Source organism: Klebsiella sp. 141153 (assembly GCF_032601995.1).
Taxonomy (GTDB): Bacteria; Pseudomonadota; Gammaproteobacteria; order Enterobacterales; family Enterobacteriaceae; genus Klebsiella; species Klebsiella aerogenes.
On the sequence record NZ_JAQIRJ010000001.1, the window covers coordinates 1 to 18,018 of the forward strand.

13 protein-coding genes and 1 pseudogene are annotated in these 18,018 nt (G+C 57.2%); 4 read left to right on the forward strand and 10 right to left on the reverse strand.

Features of this window, described 5'->3' with window-relative positions:
* Positions 1 to 17 precede the first annotated feature (17 nt).
* From PGS10_RS00005 to PGS10_RS00015, 3 genes and pseudogenes are all read right to left on the reverse strand, one after another.
* Positions 18 to 434 (reverse strand): annotated as a pseudogene (locus tag PGS10_RS00005) (molybdopterin-dependent oxidoreductase); the annotation flags it as partial.
* An 11-nt stretch (positions 435 to 445) separates the two neighbouring features.
* Positions 446 to 574 carry a hypothetical protein gene (locus PGS10_RS00010; protein ID WP_015366915.1) on the reverse strand — a complete coding sequence of 43 codons (129 nt, stop codon included), beginning with the start codon at positions 572 to 574 and terminating at the stop codon, positions 446 to 448.
* A 2-nt stretch (positions 575 to 576) separates the two neighbouring features.
* Positions 577 to 2,046, reverse strand: coding sequence for a nucleobase:cation symporter-2 family protein (locus PGS10_RS00015; RefSeq protein ID WP_015366914.1), 1,470 nt, complete (start codon positions 2,044 to 2,046; stop codon positions 577 to 579).
* A 532-nt stretch (positions 2,047 to 2,578) separates the two neighbouring features.
* On the opposite strand from PGS10_RS00015, the gene ygfT reads away from it, so the two are divergent.
* Positions 2,579 to 4,516, forward strand: coding sequence for a formate-dependent uric acid utilization protein YgfT (gene ygfT, locus PGS10_RS00020; RefSeq protein WP_316422184.1), 1,938 nt, complete (start codon positions 2,579 to 2,581; stop codon positions 4,514 to 4,516).
* Positions 4,516 to 4,992, forward strand: coding sequence for a 4Fe-4S dicluster domain-containing protein (locus PGS10_RS00025; protein WP_047042737.1), 477 nt, complete (start codon positions 4,516 to 4,518; stop codon positions 4,990 to 4,992). The genes ygfT and PGS10_RS00025 overlap by 1 nt, the downstream gene beginning before the upstream one ends.
* Before the next feature lie 135 nt (positions 4,993 to 5,127).
* On the opposite strand, the gene ssnA is transcribed toward PGS10_RS00025, so the two are convergent.
* From ssnA to PGS10_RS00040, 3 genes are all read right to left on the reverse strand, one after another.
* Positions 5,128 to 6,462, reverse strand: a complete 1,335-nt coding sequence (gene ssnA / locus PGS10_RS00030) for a putative aminohydrolase SsnA (RefSeq protein WP_316422185.1) — start codon at positions 6,460 to 6,462, stop codon at positions 5,128 to 5,130.
* Positions 6,459 to 9,563 (reverse strand): putative selenate reductase subunit YgfK, encoded by a 3,105-nt coding sequence (gene ygfK, locus PGS10_RS00035; RefSeq protein WP_315710211.1) that lies wholly within the window; start codon positions 9,561 to 9,563, stop codon positions 6,459 to 6,461. Before ygfK ends, ssnA begins: the two co-directional genes overlap by 4 nt.
* A 269-nt stretch (positions 9,564 to 9,832) precedes the next feature.
* On the reverse strand, positions 9,833 to 10,402 hold the full coding sequence (locus PGS10_RS00040; RefSeq protein WP_316422186.1) for an NTP transferase domain-containing protein: 570 nt from the start codon (positions 10,400 to 10,402) through the stop codon (positions 9,833 to 9,835).
* Between the two features lie 34 nt (positions 10,403 to 10,436).
* On the opposite strand from PGS10_RS00040, the gene yqeC reads away from it, so the two are divergent.
* Entirely contained in the window at positions 10,437 to 11,195 is a 759-nt protein-coding gene (gene yqeC / locus PGS10_RS00045; protein ID WP_045392537.1) for a selenium cofactor biosynthesis protein YqeC, read from the forward strand.
* Between the two features lie 42 nt (positions 11,196 to 11,237).
* Positions 11,238 to 12,863: a selenium-dependent molybdenum cofactor biosynthesis protein YqeB gene (yqeB, locus tag PGS10_RS00050; RefSeq protein ID WP_047077694.1), complete on the forward strand. Its 1,626-nt coding sequence runs from the start codon at positions 11,238 to 11,240 to the stop codon at positions 12,861 to 12,863.
* 232 nt (positions 12,864 to 13,095) lie between these two features.
* Here the strand turns inward: yqeB and arcC are convergent, their stop codons facing one another.
* From arcC to dpaL, 4 genes are all read right to left on the reverse strand, one after another.
* Positions 13,096 to 14,028: a carbamate kinase gene (arcC, locus tag PGS10_RS00055; RefSeq protein WP_289576498.1), complete on the reverse strand. Its 933-nt coding sequence runs from the start codon at positions 14,026 to 14,028 to the stop codon at positions 13,096 to 13,098.
* Between the two features lie 11 nt (positions 14,029 to 14,039).
* Positions 14,040 to 15,446, reverse strand: coding sequence for a dihydropyrimidinase (gene hydA / locus PGS10_RS00060; RefSeq protein ID WP_063415915.1), 1,407 nt, complete (start codon positions 15,444 to 15,446; stop codon positions 14,040 to 14,042).
* Between the two features lie 51 nt (positions 15,447 to 15,497).
* Positions 15,498 to 16,709 (reverse strand): YgeY family selenium metabolism-linked hydrolase, encoded by a 1,212-nt coding sequence (locus tag PGS10_RS00065; protein ID WP_015705213.1) that lies wholly within the window; start codon positions 16,707 to 16,709, stop codon positions 15,498 to 15,500.
* 63 nt (positions 16,710 to 16,772) lie between these two features.
* Entirely contained in the window at positions 16,773 to 17,972 is a 1,200-nt protein-coding gene (gene dpaL / locus PGS10_RS00070) for a diaminopropionate ammonia-lyase (RefSeq protein ID WP_045392528.1), read from the reverse strand.
* Positions 17,973 to 18,018: the final 46 nt, after the last annotated feature.

Consider the following 18,018-nt stretch of genomic DNA (forward strand, 5'->3'; position numbering starts at 1 on the left):
ACCGAAGGGCCGTGTCAGACGCGAGCGCAGCAGTCGACGTTATTGGTACCAATAACGGCGCGCGCGAATTTTTGCATCACGTAGTTGGTTTCATTACCGGTCCCGCGGGAGGAGCCGGTGGTCTGGATCGCGTCCGGGCCATATTTTTCTTTAATGGCGCCAAGGCGGGTGGCGACGTAATCGAGCGCCTCGTCCCAGGAGACGGCTTCCAGTTTGCCGCTGCGCTTACGACGGATCATGGGGGTTTTGAGACGCGGGGTCAGGATCTGGGTATCGTTAATGAAGTCCCAGCCATAATAACCTTTCAGACACAGGGTGCCCTGATTGTTTTTCCCCATGGCCGCTTCGGCGCCGACGACCATGCCGTCGTCCACCACCAGCCGCAGCTTACAGCCAGCGGCGCAGTAGGGACAGACGGTGGTTACTTTTTCCATCGTGTGACTCCTTAAAAATAGTACGGCAGCAGATAGATAAAACGGCTGTTAATTCCGAGGGTAATGGCGTCCTGGATGGCGGGAACCGCCATCAGGGCCATCATCAACAGTGCAAAAAGCAGACGTTGCGACATAGACATAATCACTCCTGGCCGTCAGCGGCGGTTTGACCTTTCTGTACCTTGCGCAGCAGTAGCCACATGCGCACCGTACGCACGGCCATGTTGCGGGCAGCCGCGCTCGGCGGCGCCGGGTCCGGTTCCGGGACATCGTGAGAAATACGGAACGGCACGCTGCCGTTCAGCGTCAGGTTGGCGACAATCGCCGTCAGGGTGCCGATAGTGATGCCGCTATGCAGAAACAGCTGCATCATCGGCGGGAACTGGGTAAACAGATTCGGCACCAGTACCGGCATCATGCCGAGACCAAGGGTGAGCGCGACGACCATCCCATTGTTATTGTTGCGATAGTTGACCTGGCCGAGAGTACGAATACCGGAAACGGCAACCATGCCGAACATAACGATACCGGCGCCGCCGAGGATCGGTTTCGGAATCAGTACCACCAGCGCCGCCATTTTGGCGAAAATGCCCATTAGCATCAGGATGACGCCCGAGACCGACACCACGAAGCGGCTGCGTACGCCGGTCAGGCCAATCAGGCCGACGTTTTGCGCAAAGGCCGCGTAGGGAAACAGGTTGAAGAAGCCGCAGATCGTCGTCGCCAGTCCGCAGGTATTCAGGCCGTTACGCAGCATGCTGGCCGTGACCTGTTTACCGACGATATCGCCGGTCGCCATGATGGACGACATGGTTTCGACCATCACCACCACCATGACCATCGACAGCAGGGCGACCGGCACGATATGAAACTCAGGCCGGGCGAACTGCATCACCTGTGGCAGATGCAGCCAAGGCGTAGCGTTGACGAGGTTAAAATCCAGCGGCTTGAAGAAGCTCCATAAAATAGTGCCGATCACCAGCCCGATCAGCACCGAGGTGTTCTTGACCACGCCGGTGGCGAAGGTATAAAGGTTAAGAATAATGACCAGCGTGATGGCCGCCATCAGCAGCGAGAAGAGATCGCCGAAACCGGCCATCTCGCTGCTGCCGCCGCCAATCCATCCTCCCGCGACCGGCATAATAGAGAGGCCGATCAGCGTCACAATGCCACCCATCACCACCTTCGGAAAGAAGCGAATGAGACGGCTAATCCACGGCGCGCAGCAGAGGATAAAAATGCCGGAGACGATAACCGAGCCGGAGATCGCCCCGATACCGTACTCTTTGCCGATAAGCACCATCGGGATCAGCGCGGCGAAAGTACAGCCCTGGATCAGCGGTAAGCGGCAGCCCAACCACTGCTTGATGCCCATCGATTGCACGATGGTTGCGGCGCCGCAAATAAACAAATCGGCGCTGATTAATAAAATAATATGCTCCGCAGGCAAACCGACCGCGTTACCCACCACCAGCGGCACCGCCACCGCCCCGGCGTACATCACCAGCACGTGCTGCAATCCATAGAGAATCATTTGCGTAATTGGCAGGACCTCATCGACCGGCGCGACAGTCGCCGTATTGCGTGAGGCCGGAATGGCAAAATCTTTCATGAAGTAGTTGTCTCCTTTACGACTTCTTCCCGTGCCGAACTGAAAGGGCAGAAGTTACGATTCGAAGGCCATTGCCTCCCTCTGCTGATGATGTTCACCAGCGTATAACGCGCACGGAGTTGCTTATGCGTTAGGAGGGTTATGCGTAAGCTGTGCCAAAAATGAGCGAAGCGGCAGTGGAAGAATATATTTGTGAAATCAATCACGGGTTGGCATGTTTATTTCTTGCAGGCCCGTTTAACGCTGCGAGCGGGCATCAGAAATAAAAATGGCGAATATCAGTTTGAGATATATGCCGTCTCATTTTGGTAGGCGAAATAAGCGCTAAGAAGGTAAAAATGATAAAAAGGCAGGGCGGGCTTGATATGCCATCCCGGTGATTTGATGAGCTTTTATTTATTCGAGAGTGACAGGCGAGTAATAATTTGAGCTGACTCGCAAAAATGAATGGCAGCAGAAGGTGAGCGCCCAATATCGCCCGAATATTGCAATCCATCCCTGAGACTATTCCAGAAGAATAAAAGGGAAGCAAATGAATCGATTTATTGTGGCCGATGTTGCGAACTGTATTGGATGTCATGCCTGCGAAGTAGCCTGCGTCACGGCGCATCATCAGGATGCCTGGCCGGCACAGCGCAGCGCCTTTGTTCCGCGCATCCATGTTGTCTTCCACCGGAATGCCAGTACTGCGACCACTTGCCACCATTGCAACGACGCGCCTTGCGTCACCTCCTGCCCGACTCAGGCGCTGTATGTCGCCAACGACAGCATCCAGTTTACCCAGTCCGAGTGTATCGGTTGCAAAAACTGCGTCGTCGCTTGCCCATTTGGCGCAATCGAGATGGTCGCCAGCGGGGAAGATGGCCCGCAGCTGGCGCAAAAATGCGATCTTTGTCGCGAGCGCCCCTCCGCAGAACAGGCCTGCGTGGCCAGTTGTCCAACTCAGGCGCTGCGCGTAATGGACGAGAGCGCGCTCCAGCGGTTACAGCGGGAAAGACAAATCCGCTCCGCCCAAGGGCAGCCGCTGGCCGAGCGTCGTGGCGCAAGGCGCGAAGCGATCCTGGATAAAGCGCCGCGGGTGGGGGCGAAGAAGCTTGCCGCGGAGGAGCGAAAAGCGCATTTTGCCGAGATCTACCAGCGCCTTAGCGAATGTGATGCCGAATATGAAAGCGAGCGTTGCCTGTACTGCGCGCAAAAAGCCTGGTGCAACTGGACCTGCCCATTACACAACCATATTCCCGATTTCATCCGACTGGTGCGTGAGGGCAAAATTATTGAGGCCGCAGAACTCTGTCATCAAAGTAGTTCGCTTCCGGAAATCTGCGGCAGGGTCTGCCCACAGGACAGGCTATGTGAGGGCGCCTGTACGCTGAAAAACGAAGGCGGCGCGGTGGCGGTTGGCAATCTGGAACGCTATATCACCGATACCGCGCTGGCGATGGGCTGGCGGCCAACCACAGGCGAGGTTGCGCCGCGTCGGGAACGCGTGGCTATTATCGGCGCCGGACCGGCGGGACTGGGCTGCGCGGATATTCTCGCGCGCGCCGGGGTACAGGTTGATGTTTTTGATAAACATCCTGAAATTGGCGGGCTGCTGACTTTCGGCATTCCGTCTTTCAAGCTGGAAAAAACGGTAATGGCGCTGCGGCGTGAGATCTTCAGCGATATGGGGATTCGTTTCCATCTCAATCAGGAAGTGGGGCGCGACGTGGCCTTCAGCGACCTGGTTGCTAACTATGACGCGGTCTTTTTAGGCGTCGGCACCTATGGGCTGATGGGCGCTGGTCTTGATGGCGAAGACGCGCCAGGTGTTATTCAGGCGCTGCCGTTCCTGATTGCCAATACCCGTGAGGTGATGGGGCTTGAAGAGAGCGCCGAATATCCGTTAACCGACATTAAGGGTAAGCGGGTGGTGGTGCTGGGCGGTGGCGATACGGCGATGGACTGTCTGCGCACCGCGGTGCGTCGCGGAGCCGAGAGCGTGACCTGCGCCTATCGTCGCGATGAGTTAAGCATGCCGGGCTCGAAAAAAGAGGTGGTGAACGCGCGGGAGGAGGGCGTGGCGTTTCAGTTTAACGTTCAGCCGCTATATATCCTGCGTAACCGTAAAGGCCAGGTCAGCGCCGTCGGGATGATCCGTACCGAAATGGGTGAACCAGGGCCGGATGGCCGCCGCCGCCCGCGGCCAATTGCCGGTTCAGAATTCGAACTCCCGGCCGATGTGCTGGTGCTGGCGTTTGGTTTCCAGGCCCATGACATGCCGTGGCTGCGGGGGCACGGCATCAAACTTGACCGCTGGGGGCAGATTGTGACGGGCGGCAAAGGTCGCGGCACCACGCAGACCAGCCATGACAAAATCTATGCCGGCGGCGATGCGGTGCATGGCGCCGATCTGGTGGTGACGGCAATGGTTGCCGGGCGCCAGGCCGCAAGCGAAATGCTGGCGCGATTTGACCATAAGGAGCGGTGATGACCCATTTTATTCTTGCCAGTTCACAGGCCTGTATCGGCTGTCGTACCTGCGAAGTCGCCTGCGCACTGGAGCATGTGGCGGAGGGGGCGGAATTTCATCCGCGATTGAAGGTGATGCGACTCGACACGTTGAGCGTGCCGGTGATGTGCCATCAGTGTGAGAACGCGCCATGCGTTGGGGTCTGTCCGACCGGCGCATTGGCGATGGGCGCCGAACGGGTCGAGGCCGATGCCGGGCGTTGTATTGGCTGCCAGAGCTGTGTCGTCGCCTGCCCATTTGGCGCGATTACTATCGAGACATCGGCGGCGCATCCGCCGGTTATCGTGAAGTGCGATCTCTGCGAGCAGCGAGACGGCGGCCCGGCCTGCGTATCGGTATGCCCAACGGCGGCGTTATCGCTAATGACCGATGACGCGCTGGCGGCGCTGCAGAAACAGAGAACGATCGCCAGCGCCAGCTTGTTGAGTTTGTAGGAAAGTCCCGGATGGCGACGCGCCGCGCGTCTTATCCGGGCTACCCGAACGATGTTTCTGCGCTATTTATAGCCCCGCTAGAAGCCAAAAAATAAACCCGGTACAGCGACCGGGTTTTGTTTTTGCGTGATGGGATTACGGCAATGCATCCATCCGCTGCCACATCTTCTTCGCCACCTTCCGCGCTTCGGCGAAAATCGTATCGCAATCAATAGCGAACTGCCGATCCTCATAGACCATGACGCCATTCACCATCACGCTATGAACGTGGCTGGCCCCCATACCGAAGGCGATGTGCCCGGCGAGATTAGCCGCCAGCAGCGGCGTCGGCGGAATATAATCGCTGATGGTTAAATCCGCCTTATAGCCCGCCTCAATACGGCCGAAACGGTCGTTAAAGTTGCGGCTAAGCAGCGTGTTGCCGTTGCTTAATGCCTGCGCAAAGCTATCCGGCCACAGCGGCCCGCCGGCATCACGGTGTTTAAAGAAGGCGAACTTGAGCTCTTCAAACATATCGGAGCCGATACCGTCGGTGCCCAGCGCCAGGTTGCGAAATGCCGTCAGCTGCTGGTTATAGCCAACATGGTTGTTCATGTTAGAGCGGGCGTTATGGACAAGAAAACCATCGTGCGCGTTCAGTAGTTCAATATCCGCGTCCGACAGATACAGCCCGTGAGCCACCAGCGTTTTACTATCGATGAGATCGAACTCCGCCAGGCGTACCAGCAGATCTTTACCGTAGTGATGGTGGCTGTGGGAAACGTCGTAACGGTCTTCCGCCATATGAATATGCAGGCCGCGCCCGGTTGCTTTTAATGCTTCGCGAAGCATCAAAAGCCCCTCATTGGGAACCGTAAACGGCGCATGGGCGCCGATATGCGCTTCTACCAGATAGGGTTCGTCGCCGTTTTCCCGCGCCCGATCGATTTCGTGGGCAAAACGGATATTTTCCTCCACGCTTGCCTGAAGTTCCTGCTGGCCGCCGTTACGGTCGGTGGTTTCAAAACAGGTCATGCCGCGCAGGCCGACCTTGATGAAAGCGTTACGTAACTGACTTAATGATCCAGCGATATAGTTCGGCGACGCGCTGTGGTCAATGACGGCGGTACAGCCGCTGCGAATGGCCTCCAGCGAACAGATAAGCCCGCTGTAGTATAAGGACTCCTCATCCAGCGCGCGGTCCAGGCGCCACCACAGGTTTTTCAGCGTGGAGATAAAATCGGGACTCGGCGCAATATTGGCCTGAATTCCGCGCGACAGTCCGGAATAAAAATGGTTATGCGAGCAGACCATTCCCGGCATCACCAGCCGGCCGCGCATTTCTTTAATACGCGCCTGCGGATAACGCTGGCTCAGGTTCGCGCCTGTTTCGATAATTCTGTCATTTTCGATGACGATATCGACACCTTCTTCCACTTTTGCCGGATGAAGCTGGGCAAGGGTGGCATTTTTAAGCACTAAGATACTCATACTTCGACGGCTCCCAGCAAATAGTGATGATGTTGATGGACGTGGCTGATGATGCGGCACATGGCATCCAGCTGCGGCGGAACTTCAGCGAACTGACCCTTAGTATCGATTTCCAGCTGCCAGATCAGGCCATCCTGACGGACATGAACCCGCTGCTGTTCCACGAGGAAACCAGGATTGCTGCTGTTGTTGAAATCCTGTTCGAGGCTAAAAACGGTGACTTTGTCCTTATAAGGTTTGCCTTGCCATGGGCAGAACTGCGCGCAGTTGCCGCATTCGTTGCAGTACGCGTCGAGGTGCAGCGTCTGGAAGCGGTTGTCGAACCCCGGCACCGCGATTGAGACGTTGGCGCGGTTCGGGCAAACATCCACGCACTTGCTGCAGACGTAATTACATTCGAGGCAACGCTCCGCCTCCTGCGCGACAAAGGCATCGCGGTCGTCTTTATCAACCTGAGCGATAGCAATGGTTCCTTTGCGGCGGTAAATATCCGCGGGATCGACGTTATTCCACTGTTTATCGCCGAAGTGGCTGCGGATATTCTCGCGCTTCAGGATCGCATCGCTGGCGCGACGGGCGTTGCCTATCGCCGAGACGATCGAAGAAGGGCCATGCTGTACATCGCCAATCAGGAAGACGTTAGCCAGACGGCTTTCGCCATCAGCATTGACCTCAGGCCAGCCGTGGTCGTTGAGCGGGATCCCCATCGCCGCCAGCGCTTCGCCATCCTGCTGTTCGCCGATAGCGGTAATCAGCGTATCGACCTGCAGCGTCCAGGTTTCATCGGTGGGCAATGGGCGACGTCGACCCTGTTCATCAGGTTCGCCGAGGGCCATGGCGCGAACGGTCAGCGTGCCGTCAGCGGCGAAGTGCTCCGGGTTACTGAGGAAGCGGAACGTAACGCCATCCTGAAGGGCTTCTTCGTACTCCTCGCGCCATGCTGGCATCTCCTGCTGCGAGCGGCGATAAATCACCGTCGCTTTCTCAACGCCGGGGATGTGCAGCGCCGCGCGGGCGCAGTCCATTGCAGTATTGCCCGCGCCGACAATGGCCACGTGTTTACCCACGTTCAGGCGATCGCCGCGGTTGAACGCGCGCAGGAAGTTGAGCGATTTATGAATATTCGTGTTGTCGCCGCCAAGCTTCACGCCGCTGTTTTTGTCGGTACCAGTGCCGACCAGTACATAGCGATAACCCTCCTGACGGAGTTTTTCGACGGTGAGATGCGGGTCGCAGCCGTAGACAATATTGACGCCGTGATTAACAACGAACTCGATATCCTGCTGGATAAGTTCCGCGGGAATGCGGAAATGCGGAATGATGTTTTTTACCACTCCGCCAGCGTTAGCTTCGCGCTCAAATAGCGTGACCGGGTGGCCGGCGCGGGCGAGGAAGTAACCCGCCGCCAGCCCCGCCGGGCCTGCGCCAATCACCGCCACCGGGTTACGGCTACCGGAACCAGCCGGTTTATGCCAGCGGCGTTGGTATTCCGGCCAGCCTTTCTCAAGGGCGATTTTTTTCAGCTCGCGGATATTTAACGCGCTGTCATAATCAAGACGCGTACAGTTGTACTGGCACTGGTGATCGCAGATATGGCCGGTGATCGCCGGCAACGCGTTACGTTGATAGATAAGCTCCAGCGCATCGGCATAGCGCTGCTCGCCCATCAGGCGAATGTATTCCGGAATATCCTGTTTGATGGCGCAGGCGCTGACGCAAGGGGCGACGTAGCAGTCGGTTAACGGCAGCGGCTCGCCAACGTCGATGCGATCGTCCGGCTTCCAGTGTTTTTGCGTGTACTCCATGCTCACCGCTTTTTCCGCCAGCGCGTTCAGGCGCTTGACGTCGACCTGATTCATTTCCCAGCCATCGGCCGGTTCCAGCTCGCGCATGCACTGGCTAAGACGCAGGTAACCACCGGGTTTTAGCAGATCGGTCGCCATGGTAATGGGGCGGATCCCGGTTTCAAAGATATCGCGGATATTGAGCTGGCTGGCGCCGCCGGAGTAGGAGATCGGGAGTTTGCCGTCGAATTCACGCGATAGCAGCGCCGCAACGTTGATGGAGAGGGGGAACAGGGCGCGGCCGGACATATACATCTCATCGCCGGGCAGCGCGCCTTTATTGTTGACCGTGCCGAGGGTGTTGGTTAGCTTCACGCCGAAGCCGAGTTGTTTACTTTTCGCCAACGCCATCAGACGCGTCAACATTTCCAGCGCCTGGCCGATTTTAAGATCGTGTTCAAAAGATTCTTCATTCAGACCGATATAGTCAAAGCCGCAGGTGTCGAGAATTTCGCGTACGCGCGGGTAGCCCAACAGCGTCGGATTAAGCTTCACGAAGGTGTTGAGCTGCTTCTCTTCCAGCATATAGCGGCAAATGGCTTCGATTTCATCCGGCGGGCAACCATGCATGGTAGAGAGAGTAACCCCTTGTACCAGTTTTGCCGGAATGCGTTCCGCGAGCGTCGCCAGCCGCGGGCGGATATCATCCAGCGACAGGCGGGCAAGGAAGGCGTCATCATGCAGCCAGCGGTTCAGCGTGTCGCGGTACTGGGTAAATTTCGGCTGCCCGGCGGCGTTCATCATATTATCGATAAACTGCTGCATCGGCGGTTGTTTGATGCCTTCCAGGTTATAGCCGACGCTCATATTGAAAATAAATGACTTGCCGTTTTGCGCCGGCGTGAACGGGAAAATCTCTTCCAGCAGATGCAGAATAAACCATGCTTTAAGGTATTCATCCCACGCTTTTTGCAGCGTGAATTCCGTAGACCATTCGGTATTGAAACATTCGTCTTCAGCGTCGATGCAGGGTTTTTCCAGCTCAAGCCGGTCGAGGATCTGTACGGTTTTCAACTCGATAAACCGCCCGCCGGTGAGCCAGGCGGTGATGATATTCTGCGCCAGTTGGGTATGCGGGCCGGCGGCCGGGCCGATTGGGGTGGCGCAGCTTTCGCCGAAGACGCTTACCCGGCGTTGGTTGGTGGGCGAATAGAACTGCTGCTCAGGAATACCAAAAATGGAATGGTGTTGTTGATACTCATCGAAAATGCGCGTCAATAATTCCTCAAACGGGACGGGACGCATGATATCCCCCATAACCCTCTCCTTTATCTGTGCAATCAAATTTGCCGGTTAGTGGTGCTTATTCCGACGGATAGTTAAGGAAGAGCAACAATCGAACCAGTTATTAAAGGCAGAAGGTTTGAATAATTAAAAATGTGAGAGAGATCTAAAGAACACCTGGCTTTGTGAATAGGCTCACGCTATGGTAATGAGAATTAAAATCACTCTATATTTTTATCCGCCGGGATTTCTCAAAATAAACGGCGAAATATCACAATGATAATTTCCCGACAAAGGCATTATTAATCCTGGTTTTGCAGGCGAATAAAATCAGCAGGGGTATCGATATCCCAGACCATTTGCGGAAAATCTAACTCCAGACAGCGATGGCGGCTTTGTAATAACCGTTTGCGCATTGAGCCGGGTCCATCGTGAGTGATAAGTTGGCGCAACTGCGTGCCGGCAATAAGGATTGGATGACCCGGTACGCCTTGATATTGCGGAAGAAGCGCGCTGTCGCCCCGTTGTTGCCACAGCCGCTGGAAAAGCGCAGTCGGCAGGCAGGGTAAATCGCCGAGGGTGATAAAACAGTAGTGGTTTCGCACCTGGCTTGCGCCGGCGCAAACAGAAGTAAACAGACCCTGCTGATAGTTGGGATTATAAACCAGGGTTATTTTCGGATGCGCCGAATAGCGTTGATGTAACTCCTCTGCGCGAAAACCGCTCACCAGAATAATACGCGAGCAGAATTGCAGGGCGTTTTTTATACTTGCATCAAGTATTGTCGTTCCGCGCCAGGGTAACATCATTTTCCACTGTCCCATCCGGGAGGACAATCCGGCGGCGGTAATAATACAATCGACCTGTTTCATACTCCTCCCTGAATAATGGAATCCTGTCCAGCGCATGGAAAATATACCGCATCTGCAATCGCTGTTTTGTGATTTAGGCGTAAATGATGGTCCGCTGCTGATTTCCGCCGTCGGCGCGGGAGGTAAAACCAGTACCTTAATGTGGCTGGCGCAGCGTTTTCGTGAGGCTGGCCGGCGAGTTCTGCTCACCACGACCACCCACATGTATCTTCCGACAACCCTACCTGTGCTGATTTGCCGCGATCCGCTGGCGCTGCCTGACGAGGTTTGGCTGCGGCCGCTACAGGCCTGCTACGCCTCATGGCTCGCCCCTGCGGGTAAAGTTCGTGGGTTTAGCCCGCAACAGCTTGATGCGCTGGTTGCCGCAGGTTGCGTGGACGTGGTGCTGGTAGAAGCTGACGGGGCTCACGGTTTCGCCTTAAAAGCGCCAGCTGAGCACGAACCTTGCATACCTCAATCCTGTTGCTGCGTTATTGCCGTCATGGGGGCCTGGAGGCTCGGGCAAAACGTTGGGCCAGCGACCGTTCATCGCTGGCCCCTTTTTTCCCGGATAACCGGCGCGGCGCCGGATACAGCGCTGAGGTGGCCGATGCTGCATCGCTTGATCGCGCATCCGCAGGGAGCGTTTAAAGGCGTTCCGCCCGCCAGTCGCCGGATCCTGCTGCTGAATCAGCTTTCTCAAAATGAGAATTTACCGGAGGAGGCGCTGTTGCAGCAGTGGGGGATTAACGCACTGTGGGCGGGAGCAGTACAAGAGCAACCCGCGATAACGCGGCGACGAACAACAGAGTGACGCCCCGGCTTGGGCGCATGGCGGATATCCATTGAGGTTGTTATGAATATTTTCTCTGAAGCGGCAAAACTCGAAGCACAGAATCGCCCGTTTGCCCTGGCGCAGATTGTCGATAGCCGCGGCTCAACGCCGCGCCATTCGGCGCAGATGTTAATCCGTGAAGATGGTTCGATAGTCGGCACCATCGGCGGCGGCATGGTTGAGCGTAAAGTGATTGAACAGGCGCTGGAAGCGCTCAGCGAAAAAGCGTCGCGCATGTTTCATGGGCGGATGGCGCGCAGCGGCAGCGATGCGGTCGGCTCCGATTGCGGTGGGGCGATGTCGGTCTATATTAGCGTACATGGCCTGCGCCCGCGGCTGGTGCTGATCGGCGCCGGGCACGTTAACCGCGCGGTGGCGCAAAGCGCGGCGCTGCTGGGTTTTGAGGTGGCGGTGGCCGATATCTATTCTGAAAGCCTGAACCCCGACTATTTTCCGCCGACAACGCAGTTGCTGCATGCTGAAACCTTCAGCGAGGCAGTGGATTCCCTGGCGATCCGCGGTGATGACTTTGTGTTAATCGCCACCAATAACCAGGACCGTGAAGCGCTGGATAAACTGATTGAACGACCGGTCGCCTGGCTTGGGCTGCTGGCCAGCCGCCGTAAAGTCCAGGTATTTTTACGCCAGCTGCGGGAGAACGGCGTTGCCGCAGAACATATTGCCCGCCTGCACGCGCCGGTTGGCTATAACATTGGCGCCGAAACGCCGCATGAGATAGCGATTAGCATTCTGGCGGAAATCCTGCAGGTAAAAAATCGCGCGCCCGGCGGCCTGCTGATGGCGGCTGCCACGCCTGCGCAGCAGCAGTTGGTCGCTATTCGCGGCGCCGGCGATATCGCCAGCGGCGTGGCTCTGCGCCTGTGGCATGCGGGGTTCAAAGTGGTGATGCTGGAAGTGGCGAAGCCGACGGTTATCCGCCGCAGCGTCGCTTTTGCCCAGGCAGTCTTCGACGGTGAAATGACGGTAGAAGGGGTGATGGCGAAGCGGGTGTCATCCGCTCAGGAGGCCATCCAGGTGATTGAGAATGGCGTGATTCCGGTATTGGTGGATCCGCTGTGCGAATCGCTGACTGAACTGCGCCCTGTCTGCGTCGTGGATGCCATTCTGGCGAAAGAGAATTTTGGTACGCAACGAGAAATGGCGCCGGCGGTAATTGCGCTGGGCCCGGGTTTTTGCGCCGGCGTGGATTGTCATGCGGTAATTGAAACCAATCGCGGCCATTGGCTAGGGCAGGTGATTTACGATGGCAAAGCCCAGGAGAACACCGGGATTCCTGGTAATATTCTTGGGCATACTTCACGACGGGTGATCCGCGCCCCGGGTGCCGGGGTGATGCATGCGAAGGTGGCGCTGGGGGATATCGTTAATGAAGGCGATATCATCGCCACTATCGGCGAGGTCGAGATTATTGCGCCACTAAGCGGTATGGTGCGAGGTTTGCTCAGCGATGGGTTAGTGGTCGATAGCGGCTTTAAAATTGGCGATATCGACCCGCGCGGCGCCAGCGCCGATTTTACCAGCGTCTCCGATAAGGCGCGCGCCATCGGCGGCGGGGTGCTTGAGGCGCTGATGACGCTGATGAATCAGCGGGTAAAAGAGAAAAGCGTATTGTTGTCGGTGGCGTAGATAGCGGCACGAAGCCGCTTTTTTGCCGGGTGGCGGCTACGCCTTACCCGGCCTACCATTCGTGCGACCGGCCTTTAATTTATTCACTACGCTGGATGAAGCCGGTGTTGGTGGCCTCAAAATCCCCGGTGGCGCTAACGCTTACCGGGGCTACAGTACTGTGCGGTCTGGTAGCCCGGATAAGGCGCAACGCGCCGCCTCCGGGAAAACAGTATCTACATTTCGTACCTTTTTACCCTTCAATAACCGTACCGGTGTTTCCTTCAATTCCTTCTTTGGCTTTATTTAATACGGTGATGAGCGCTTTGCGCCCCGGACGTGAACGGGCGAATGACGCGGCGGCCTCAACTTTCGGCAGCATCGAACCCTTAGCGAAGTGACCCTCACGAATGAACTGTTCGGCATCGCTGAGCGACAGCTTATCCAGCCACTGCTCGTTGGGTTTGCCAAAGTTGATCGCCACTTTCTCGACCGCGGTCAAGATGATCAGCATGTCGGCGTCGATCATCGCCGCCAGTTTAGCGCTGGCCCAGTCTTTATCAATTACCGCGCTGGCGCCGCGCAGATGATTGCCTTCGCGGATTACCGGGATCCCGCCGCCGCCCGCGGTGATCACCACGTGACAGGCATCCATTAGCGCTTTTACCGTCTCTTTCTCAATAATATCGACCGGCTGCGGCGAGGCGACAACCCGGCGATAGCCGCGCCCGGCATCTTCTTTCATGACGTAGCCCTGACGCGTGAGCTGTTCCGCTTCCTGCTCGGTGAAAAAAGAGCCGATAGGTTTGGTCGGATTTTTAAACGCCGGATCGTTGGCGTCGACTTCCACCTGGGTGATGATTGTCGCCACCGGGATATGCATCGATCGCGACAGCAGCTCCTCGCGCAGGGCGTTTTGCAGGTCATATCCGATATAGCCCTGGCTTAGCGCCACGCAGACCGACATGGGCAACATCGGGGTATGGGCCTCGGTTTTGGCTGCGGCTTCGAAAGCAAGGTTAATCATCCCAACCTGCGGGCCGTTGCCGTGGGTCACGACCACCTGGTGGCCATGGGCTATCAGGTCGACAATAGCCTGCGCGGTTTGCTTGACGGCCTGCATTTGCCCGGCCAGATCCTCGCCAAGCGCGTTACCGCCGAGGGCGAGTACAATTTTCTTACTCATGAATGCCTCACTTAAGATGTGGTTCCGCTGACCGGAAGGTGAGCGGTAGAAAAGGGATCGCGGCGTAAAAAACGCCCCTGGCCAGCGCTGCCGGTGAAGGTGCCGTTATCGAAAATAACCCGGCCATGCGATAAGGTCTGGCGAATCGCGCCCTGGCAAATAAAGCCCTCCCAGGGCGAATAGTCGGCGTTGTCATGCAACATCTCATGGCGGATCGTGGTGGTGCGCTGCGGATCGATTATGACAACATCGCCGTCTGCGCCGGGTGCCAATAGTCCTTTTTTCGGCCACAGGCCAAATAGCTTCGCGGGGGTGGCGCTGGTGAGCGCGACGAAACGCTGCGGTGAGATCCGCCCGGTCATGACGCCGTGGGAAAACATGAGCAACAGGCGGTTTTCCACCCCAGGTAGGCCGTTCGGACAGCGGCTGAAATCGCCGCCGGAGAGCTGCTGGCGTTGGGCCATTGAGAAAGCGCAGTGATCGGTCGCCACCACGTCGATCGAGCTATCGGCGATACCGCACCACAGCGCATCATTGTTGCTGGCGTTGCGCAGCGGCGGGCTTAACAAATAGCCCAACGCGTCTTCGCGTTCATAGCACCGGTCGTCAAGCAGCAGATATTGCGGGCAGGTTTCAATCCACACCGGCTGATGCCGCCGCTGGGCGAGACGCAGATAATCCAGCCCCAGGCCGTTGGAGAGATGAACGATATACAGCGGCGCATTGTCGGCGAGCTGGGCGAGGTTGATCATCCGCGCGATAGCCTCCGCTTCACACTCCAGCGGGCGGCTAAGGGCGTGGTAGCGCGGCGCGGTTTTGCCGGCCGCCAGAAATTCGGCCCGTTTACGGGCGATAGCGGCGTCGTTTTCCGGATGAACGGTGGTTAGCGCGCCGGCGCGATGGAGATGGCGCATCGCCTGCAGCACTTCGTCATCGTTCAACTTATACTGGTAGGTCAGGTAGAGCTTGAAGCTGCTAATTCCGGCTTCCACCATCATCGGGATTTCATCGAGGATGGCATGGTTGATATGCTGGATAACGCCGTGAAAACTGTAGTCGATCACCGCTTTGTAGGCGGCATATCCGTGATAGGCCTCTAGCTGGTGACGAAGCCGGCAGCCGGCGGGGCCGAAGCCCATATGGTCGACGATAGTGGTGGTACCGCCGCAGGCGGCGGCGCGGGTGCCGGTGAAGAAATCATCGCAGCTGCGGGCGTGCCCGGTATCGATATTAAAGTGAGTATGAACGTCAATGCCGCCGGGCATGACGTAGCAACCTGCGGCATCGATAGTCTGGCAAGGTTCGGTCGGGGTTATCCGTTCGGCGAGCTGGCTGACCAGGCCGTTTTCAATCAGCAGATCCTGTTTTGCCTGGCCGTCGGCGTTGACCACGATGCCGTTTTTAATCAGTACGCGCATAAAAACTCCAGACTCCCGCCGACGCGCGGCGGGAGGAATAACCGTACGAACTTACTCCGTTGCCAGCCAGCTCAGCGGGATTGCGGCGTACATAGCGGCGCAGGTCACCAGATGCTGTTTCCAGGTTTTTTCATTTGGCGCATGGGCTTCCGGCTCTTTACCCGGACCGAAACCGATAACCGGGATGCCGTGACGGCCCATGATGGAAACGCCGTTGGTGGAGAAGGTCCATTTGTCGACCACCGGCGCTTTACCGAACAGCCCTTCATAGGCGTTGCTGAGCGCGCGTACGGTGAAATGATCCTCTTCAACTTTCCAGGTCGGGAAGTAGCATTCCGTTGGATAAACCAGCCCGGTCCATGACGGGCGTTCATAGTTGTACATTGAGACCACGGCGCCAGCCTTCTGCACGGCAGGCAGGGCGCGGATCTCATCCAACGCGCCTTCCCAGGTTTCGCCCCAGGTCAGACGGCGGTCGATAGAAACCGCGCAGCTGTCGGCAACCGCGCAGCGGCTTGGCGAGGTGAAGAAAATTTCTGAAACGGTGAGGGTGCCTTTACCCAGGAATTCATCGTTGCCAAGGTTATGGGACAGCTCCTGCAGCTCGTTAAGAATCGGCCCCATTTTGAAAATGGCATTATCGCCGCGCTCCGGCGCCGAGCCGTGGCAGCTCACCCCCTGAACATCAACGCGAATCTCCATACGCCCGCGCTGACCGCGATAGATTTGGCAATCCGTCGGCTCGGTACTGACCACGAATTCCGGGCGAATGCCGGACTGCTCGATGATGTACTGCCAGCACAGACCGTCGCAATCTTCCTCCTGGACGGTACCGGTCACCAGCAGGGTATATTCATCTTCCAGACCGAGGTCCTTGATGATTTTTCCAGCGTAGACCATCGACGCCATCCCGCCTTCCTGGTCGGACGCGCCGCGTCCGCCGATCAGCTCATCGGTTTCCATCCCCTGGTAGGGGTCGAAGGTCCAGTTCTTGATGTTACCGATGCCGACGGTATCGATATGCGCGTCCATGGCGACCAGTCGCGGGCCGTGGCCGATATAGCCCAGCACGTTGCCCATCGGGTCGATCTCGACTTTATCGAAGCCGACTTTTTCCATCTCTTCTTTAATACGATGCACGACGCGTTTTTCGTCACAGCTTTCGCTGGGGATGGCGATCATATCGCGCAGGAAGCGGGTCATATCCTGCTGGTAGTGGTTTGCTTTTTCGACAATCAGTTTGAATGGAATGTGCTTAGCCATGAATTAACTCTCCGGTCCTGATTTCCCGCTTCGCGGGATGAATATGTTGAATAAATTGAACGTTTATTGTGCTGCCGGCAGCTTGCCTTCCCAGACGACCTCGCGGTAATGCTGCACGTCGGTGTCGCCTTCGGTGCTGATGACCAGCACCACGGAGTGGTTATCAAGCCCCAGTTTGTTCATCAGCGCCTGGCGCTGCGGATGGAAGTGGACGGCGGCCAGCGTCCCGAGCCCGACGGCGCCGGATTCCCCGGAGATAACCCGGTGATCATTGCCGACGGGATTACCGAGTACGCGCATACCGAGGGCGGCAACGGCATCCTGGCAGGAGATAAATTGGGTGGCGCAATTGCGCAGGATTTCCCAGCCCAGCGGGTTAGGTTCGCCGCAGGCCAGTCCGGCCATGATGGTGGCCATGTCGCCGCCGACGTTGACGATGTCGCCTTTTACCCCGGAGCGATAGATGCAGTCCGCCAGTTCAGGTTCGACGATCACCGAGTGCAAATCGCGGGCGCCGAAGACGTCGACCAGATAGCCGAGCACGCCGCCTGCCATCGCGCCGACACCGGCCTGCAGGAAGACGTGGGTAGGGCGAGCAATGCCCATCGCCGCCATCTGTTCTACCGCTTCATCGGCGAGGGTGGCGTAACCTTGCATAATCCAGGTTGGGATTTTGGTGTAACCTTCCCATGCGGTGTCCTGTACCACTTCCCAGCCGTTTTTCTGCGCGGTTTGCATGGTAAAGCGCACGGTATCGTCGTAGTTCATATCGGTAACGATACATTCCGCGCCGAGGCGCAAAATGGCATCCACGCGTTCCTGCGCTGAACCTTTCGGCATGTATACCACCGCGTTTTGCCCTAGCTGCTGGGCGGCCCAGGCGACGCCGCGCCCGTGGTTGCCGTCGGTGGTAGTGGCGAAAGTCATCTTCTCTTTGATGGTGGATTTCAGGGTATCAAACGAGAAGGCGTTAATATCGAGACGGTATTTTTCACACAACAGCTGGGCGATGGCGTAGGCGCCGCCGAGCATTTTGAAGGCGTTGAGGCCAAAGCGCTGGGATTCATCTTTTACCAGGATGTTCTTTACGCCGAACAGCGCCGCCAGTTCCTTCAGGGCATACAGCGGCGTCGGTTGGTAACCGGCGATTTTTTGATGAAAATGACGCGCCTGTTGCGCCTGCTGACGGGAAAACAGCGGCGAGGTTTCACCGGTAAAGAAGCGGTTGTCGGCAATATCCATTTTCAGCGAAAAAGCAGACATATTCTGTCCTTATCCTTCTTTGGAGTCGGGGAAGCCGGCCCGCAGA

Coding starts and splice junctions, on each gene's coding strand:
- PGS10_RS00010 (WP_015366915.1), bottom strand. CDS start 574: ATGTCTATGTCGCAACGTCTGCTTTTTGCACTGTTGATGATGGCCCTG.
- PGS10_RS00015 (WP_015366914.1), bottom strand. CDS start 2,046: ATGAAAGATTTTGCCATTCCGGCCTCACGCAATACGGCGACTGTCGCG.
- ygfT (WP_316422184.1), top strand. CDS start 2,579: ATGAATCGATTTATTGTGGCCGATGTTGCGAACTGTATTGGATGTCAT.
- PGS10_RS00025 (WP_047042737.1), top strand. CDS start 4,516: ATGACCCATTTTATTCTTGCCAGTTCACAGGCCTGTATCGGCTGTCGT.
- ssnA (WP_316422185.1), bottom strand. CDS start 6,462: ATGAGTATCTTAGTGCTTAAAAATGCCACCCTTGCCCAGCTTCATCCG.
- ygfK (WP_315710211.1), bottom strand. CDS start 9,563: ATGGGGGATATCATGCGTCCCGTCCCGTTTGAGGAATTATTGACGCGC.
- PGS10_RS00040 (WP_316422186.1), bottom strand. CDS start 10,402: ATGAAACAGGTCGATTGTATTATTACCGCCGCCGGATTGTCCTCCCGG.
- yqeC (WP_045392537.1), top strand. CDS start 10,437: ATGGAAAATATACCGCATCTGCAATCGCTGTTTTGTGATTTAGGCGTA.
- yqeB (WP_047077694.1), top strand. CDS start 11,238: ATGAATATTTTCTCTGAAGCGGCAAAACTCGAAGCACAGAATCGCCCG.
- arcC (WP_289576498.1), bottom strand. CDS start 14,028: ATGAGTAAGAAAATTGTACTCGCCCTCGGCGGTAACGCGCTTGGCGAG.
- hydA (WP_063415915.1), bottom strand. CDS start 15,446: ATGCGCGTACTGATTAAAAACGGCATCGTGGTCAACGCCGACGGCCAG.
- PGS10_RS00065 (WP_015705213.1), bottom strand. CDS start 16,709: ATGGCTAAGCACATTCCATTCAAACTGATTGTCGAAAAAGCAAACCAC.
- dpaL (WP_045392528.1), bottom strand. CDS start 17,972: ATGTCTGCTTTTTCGCTGAAAATGGATATTGCCGACAACCGCTTCTTT.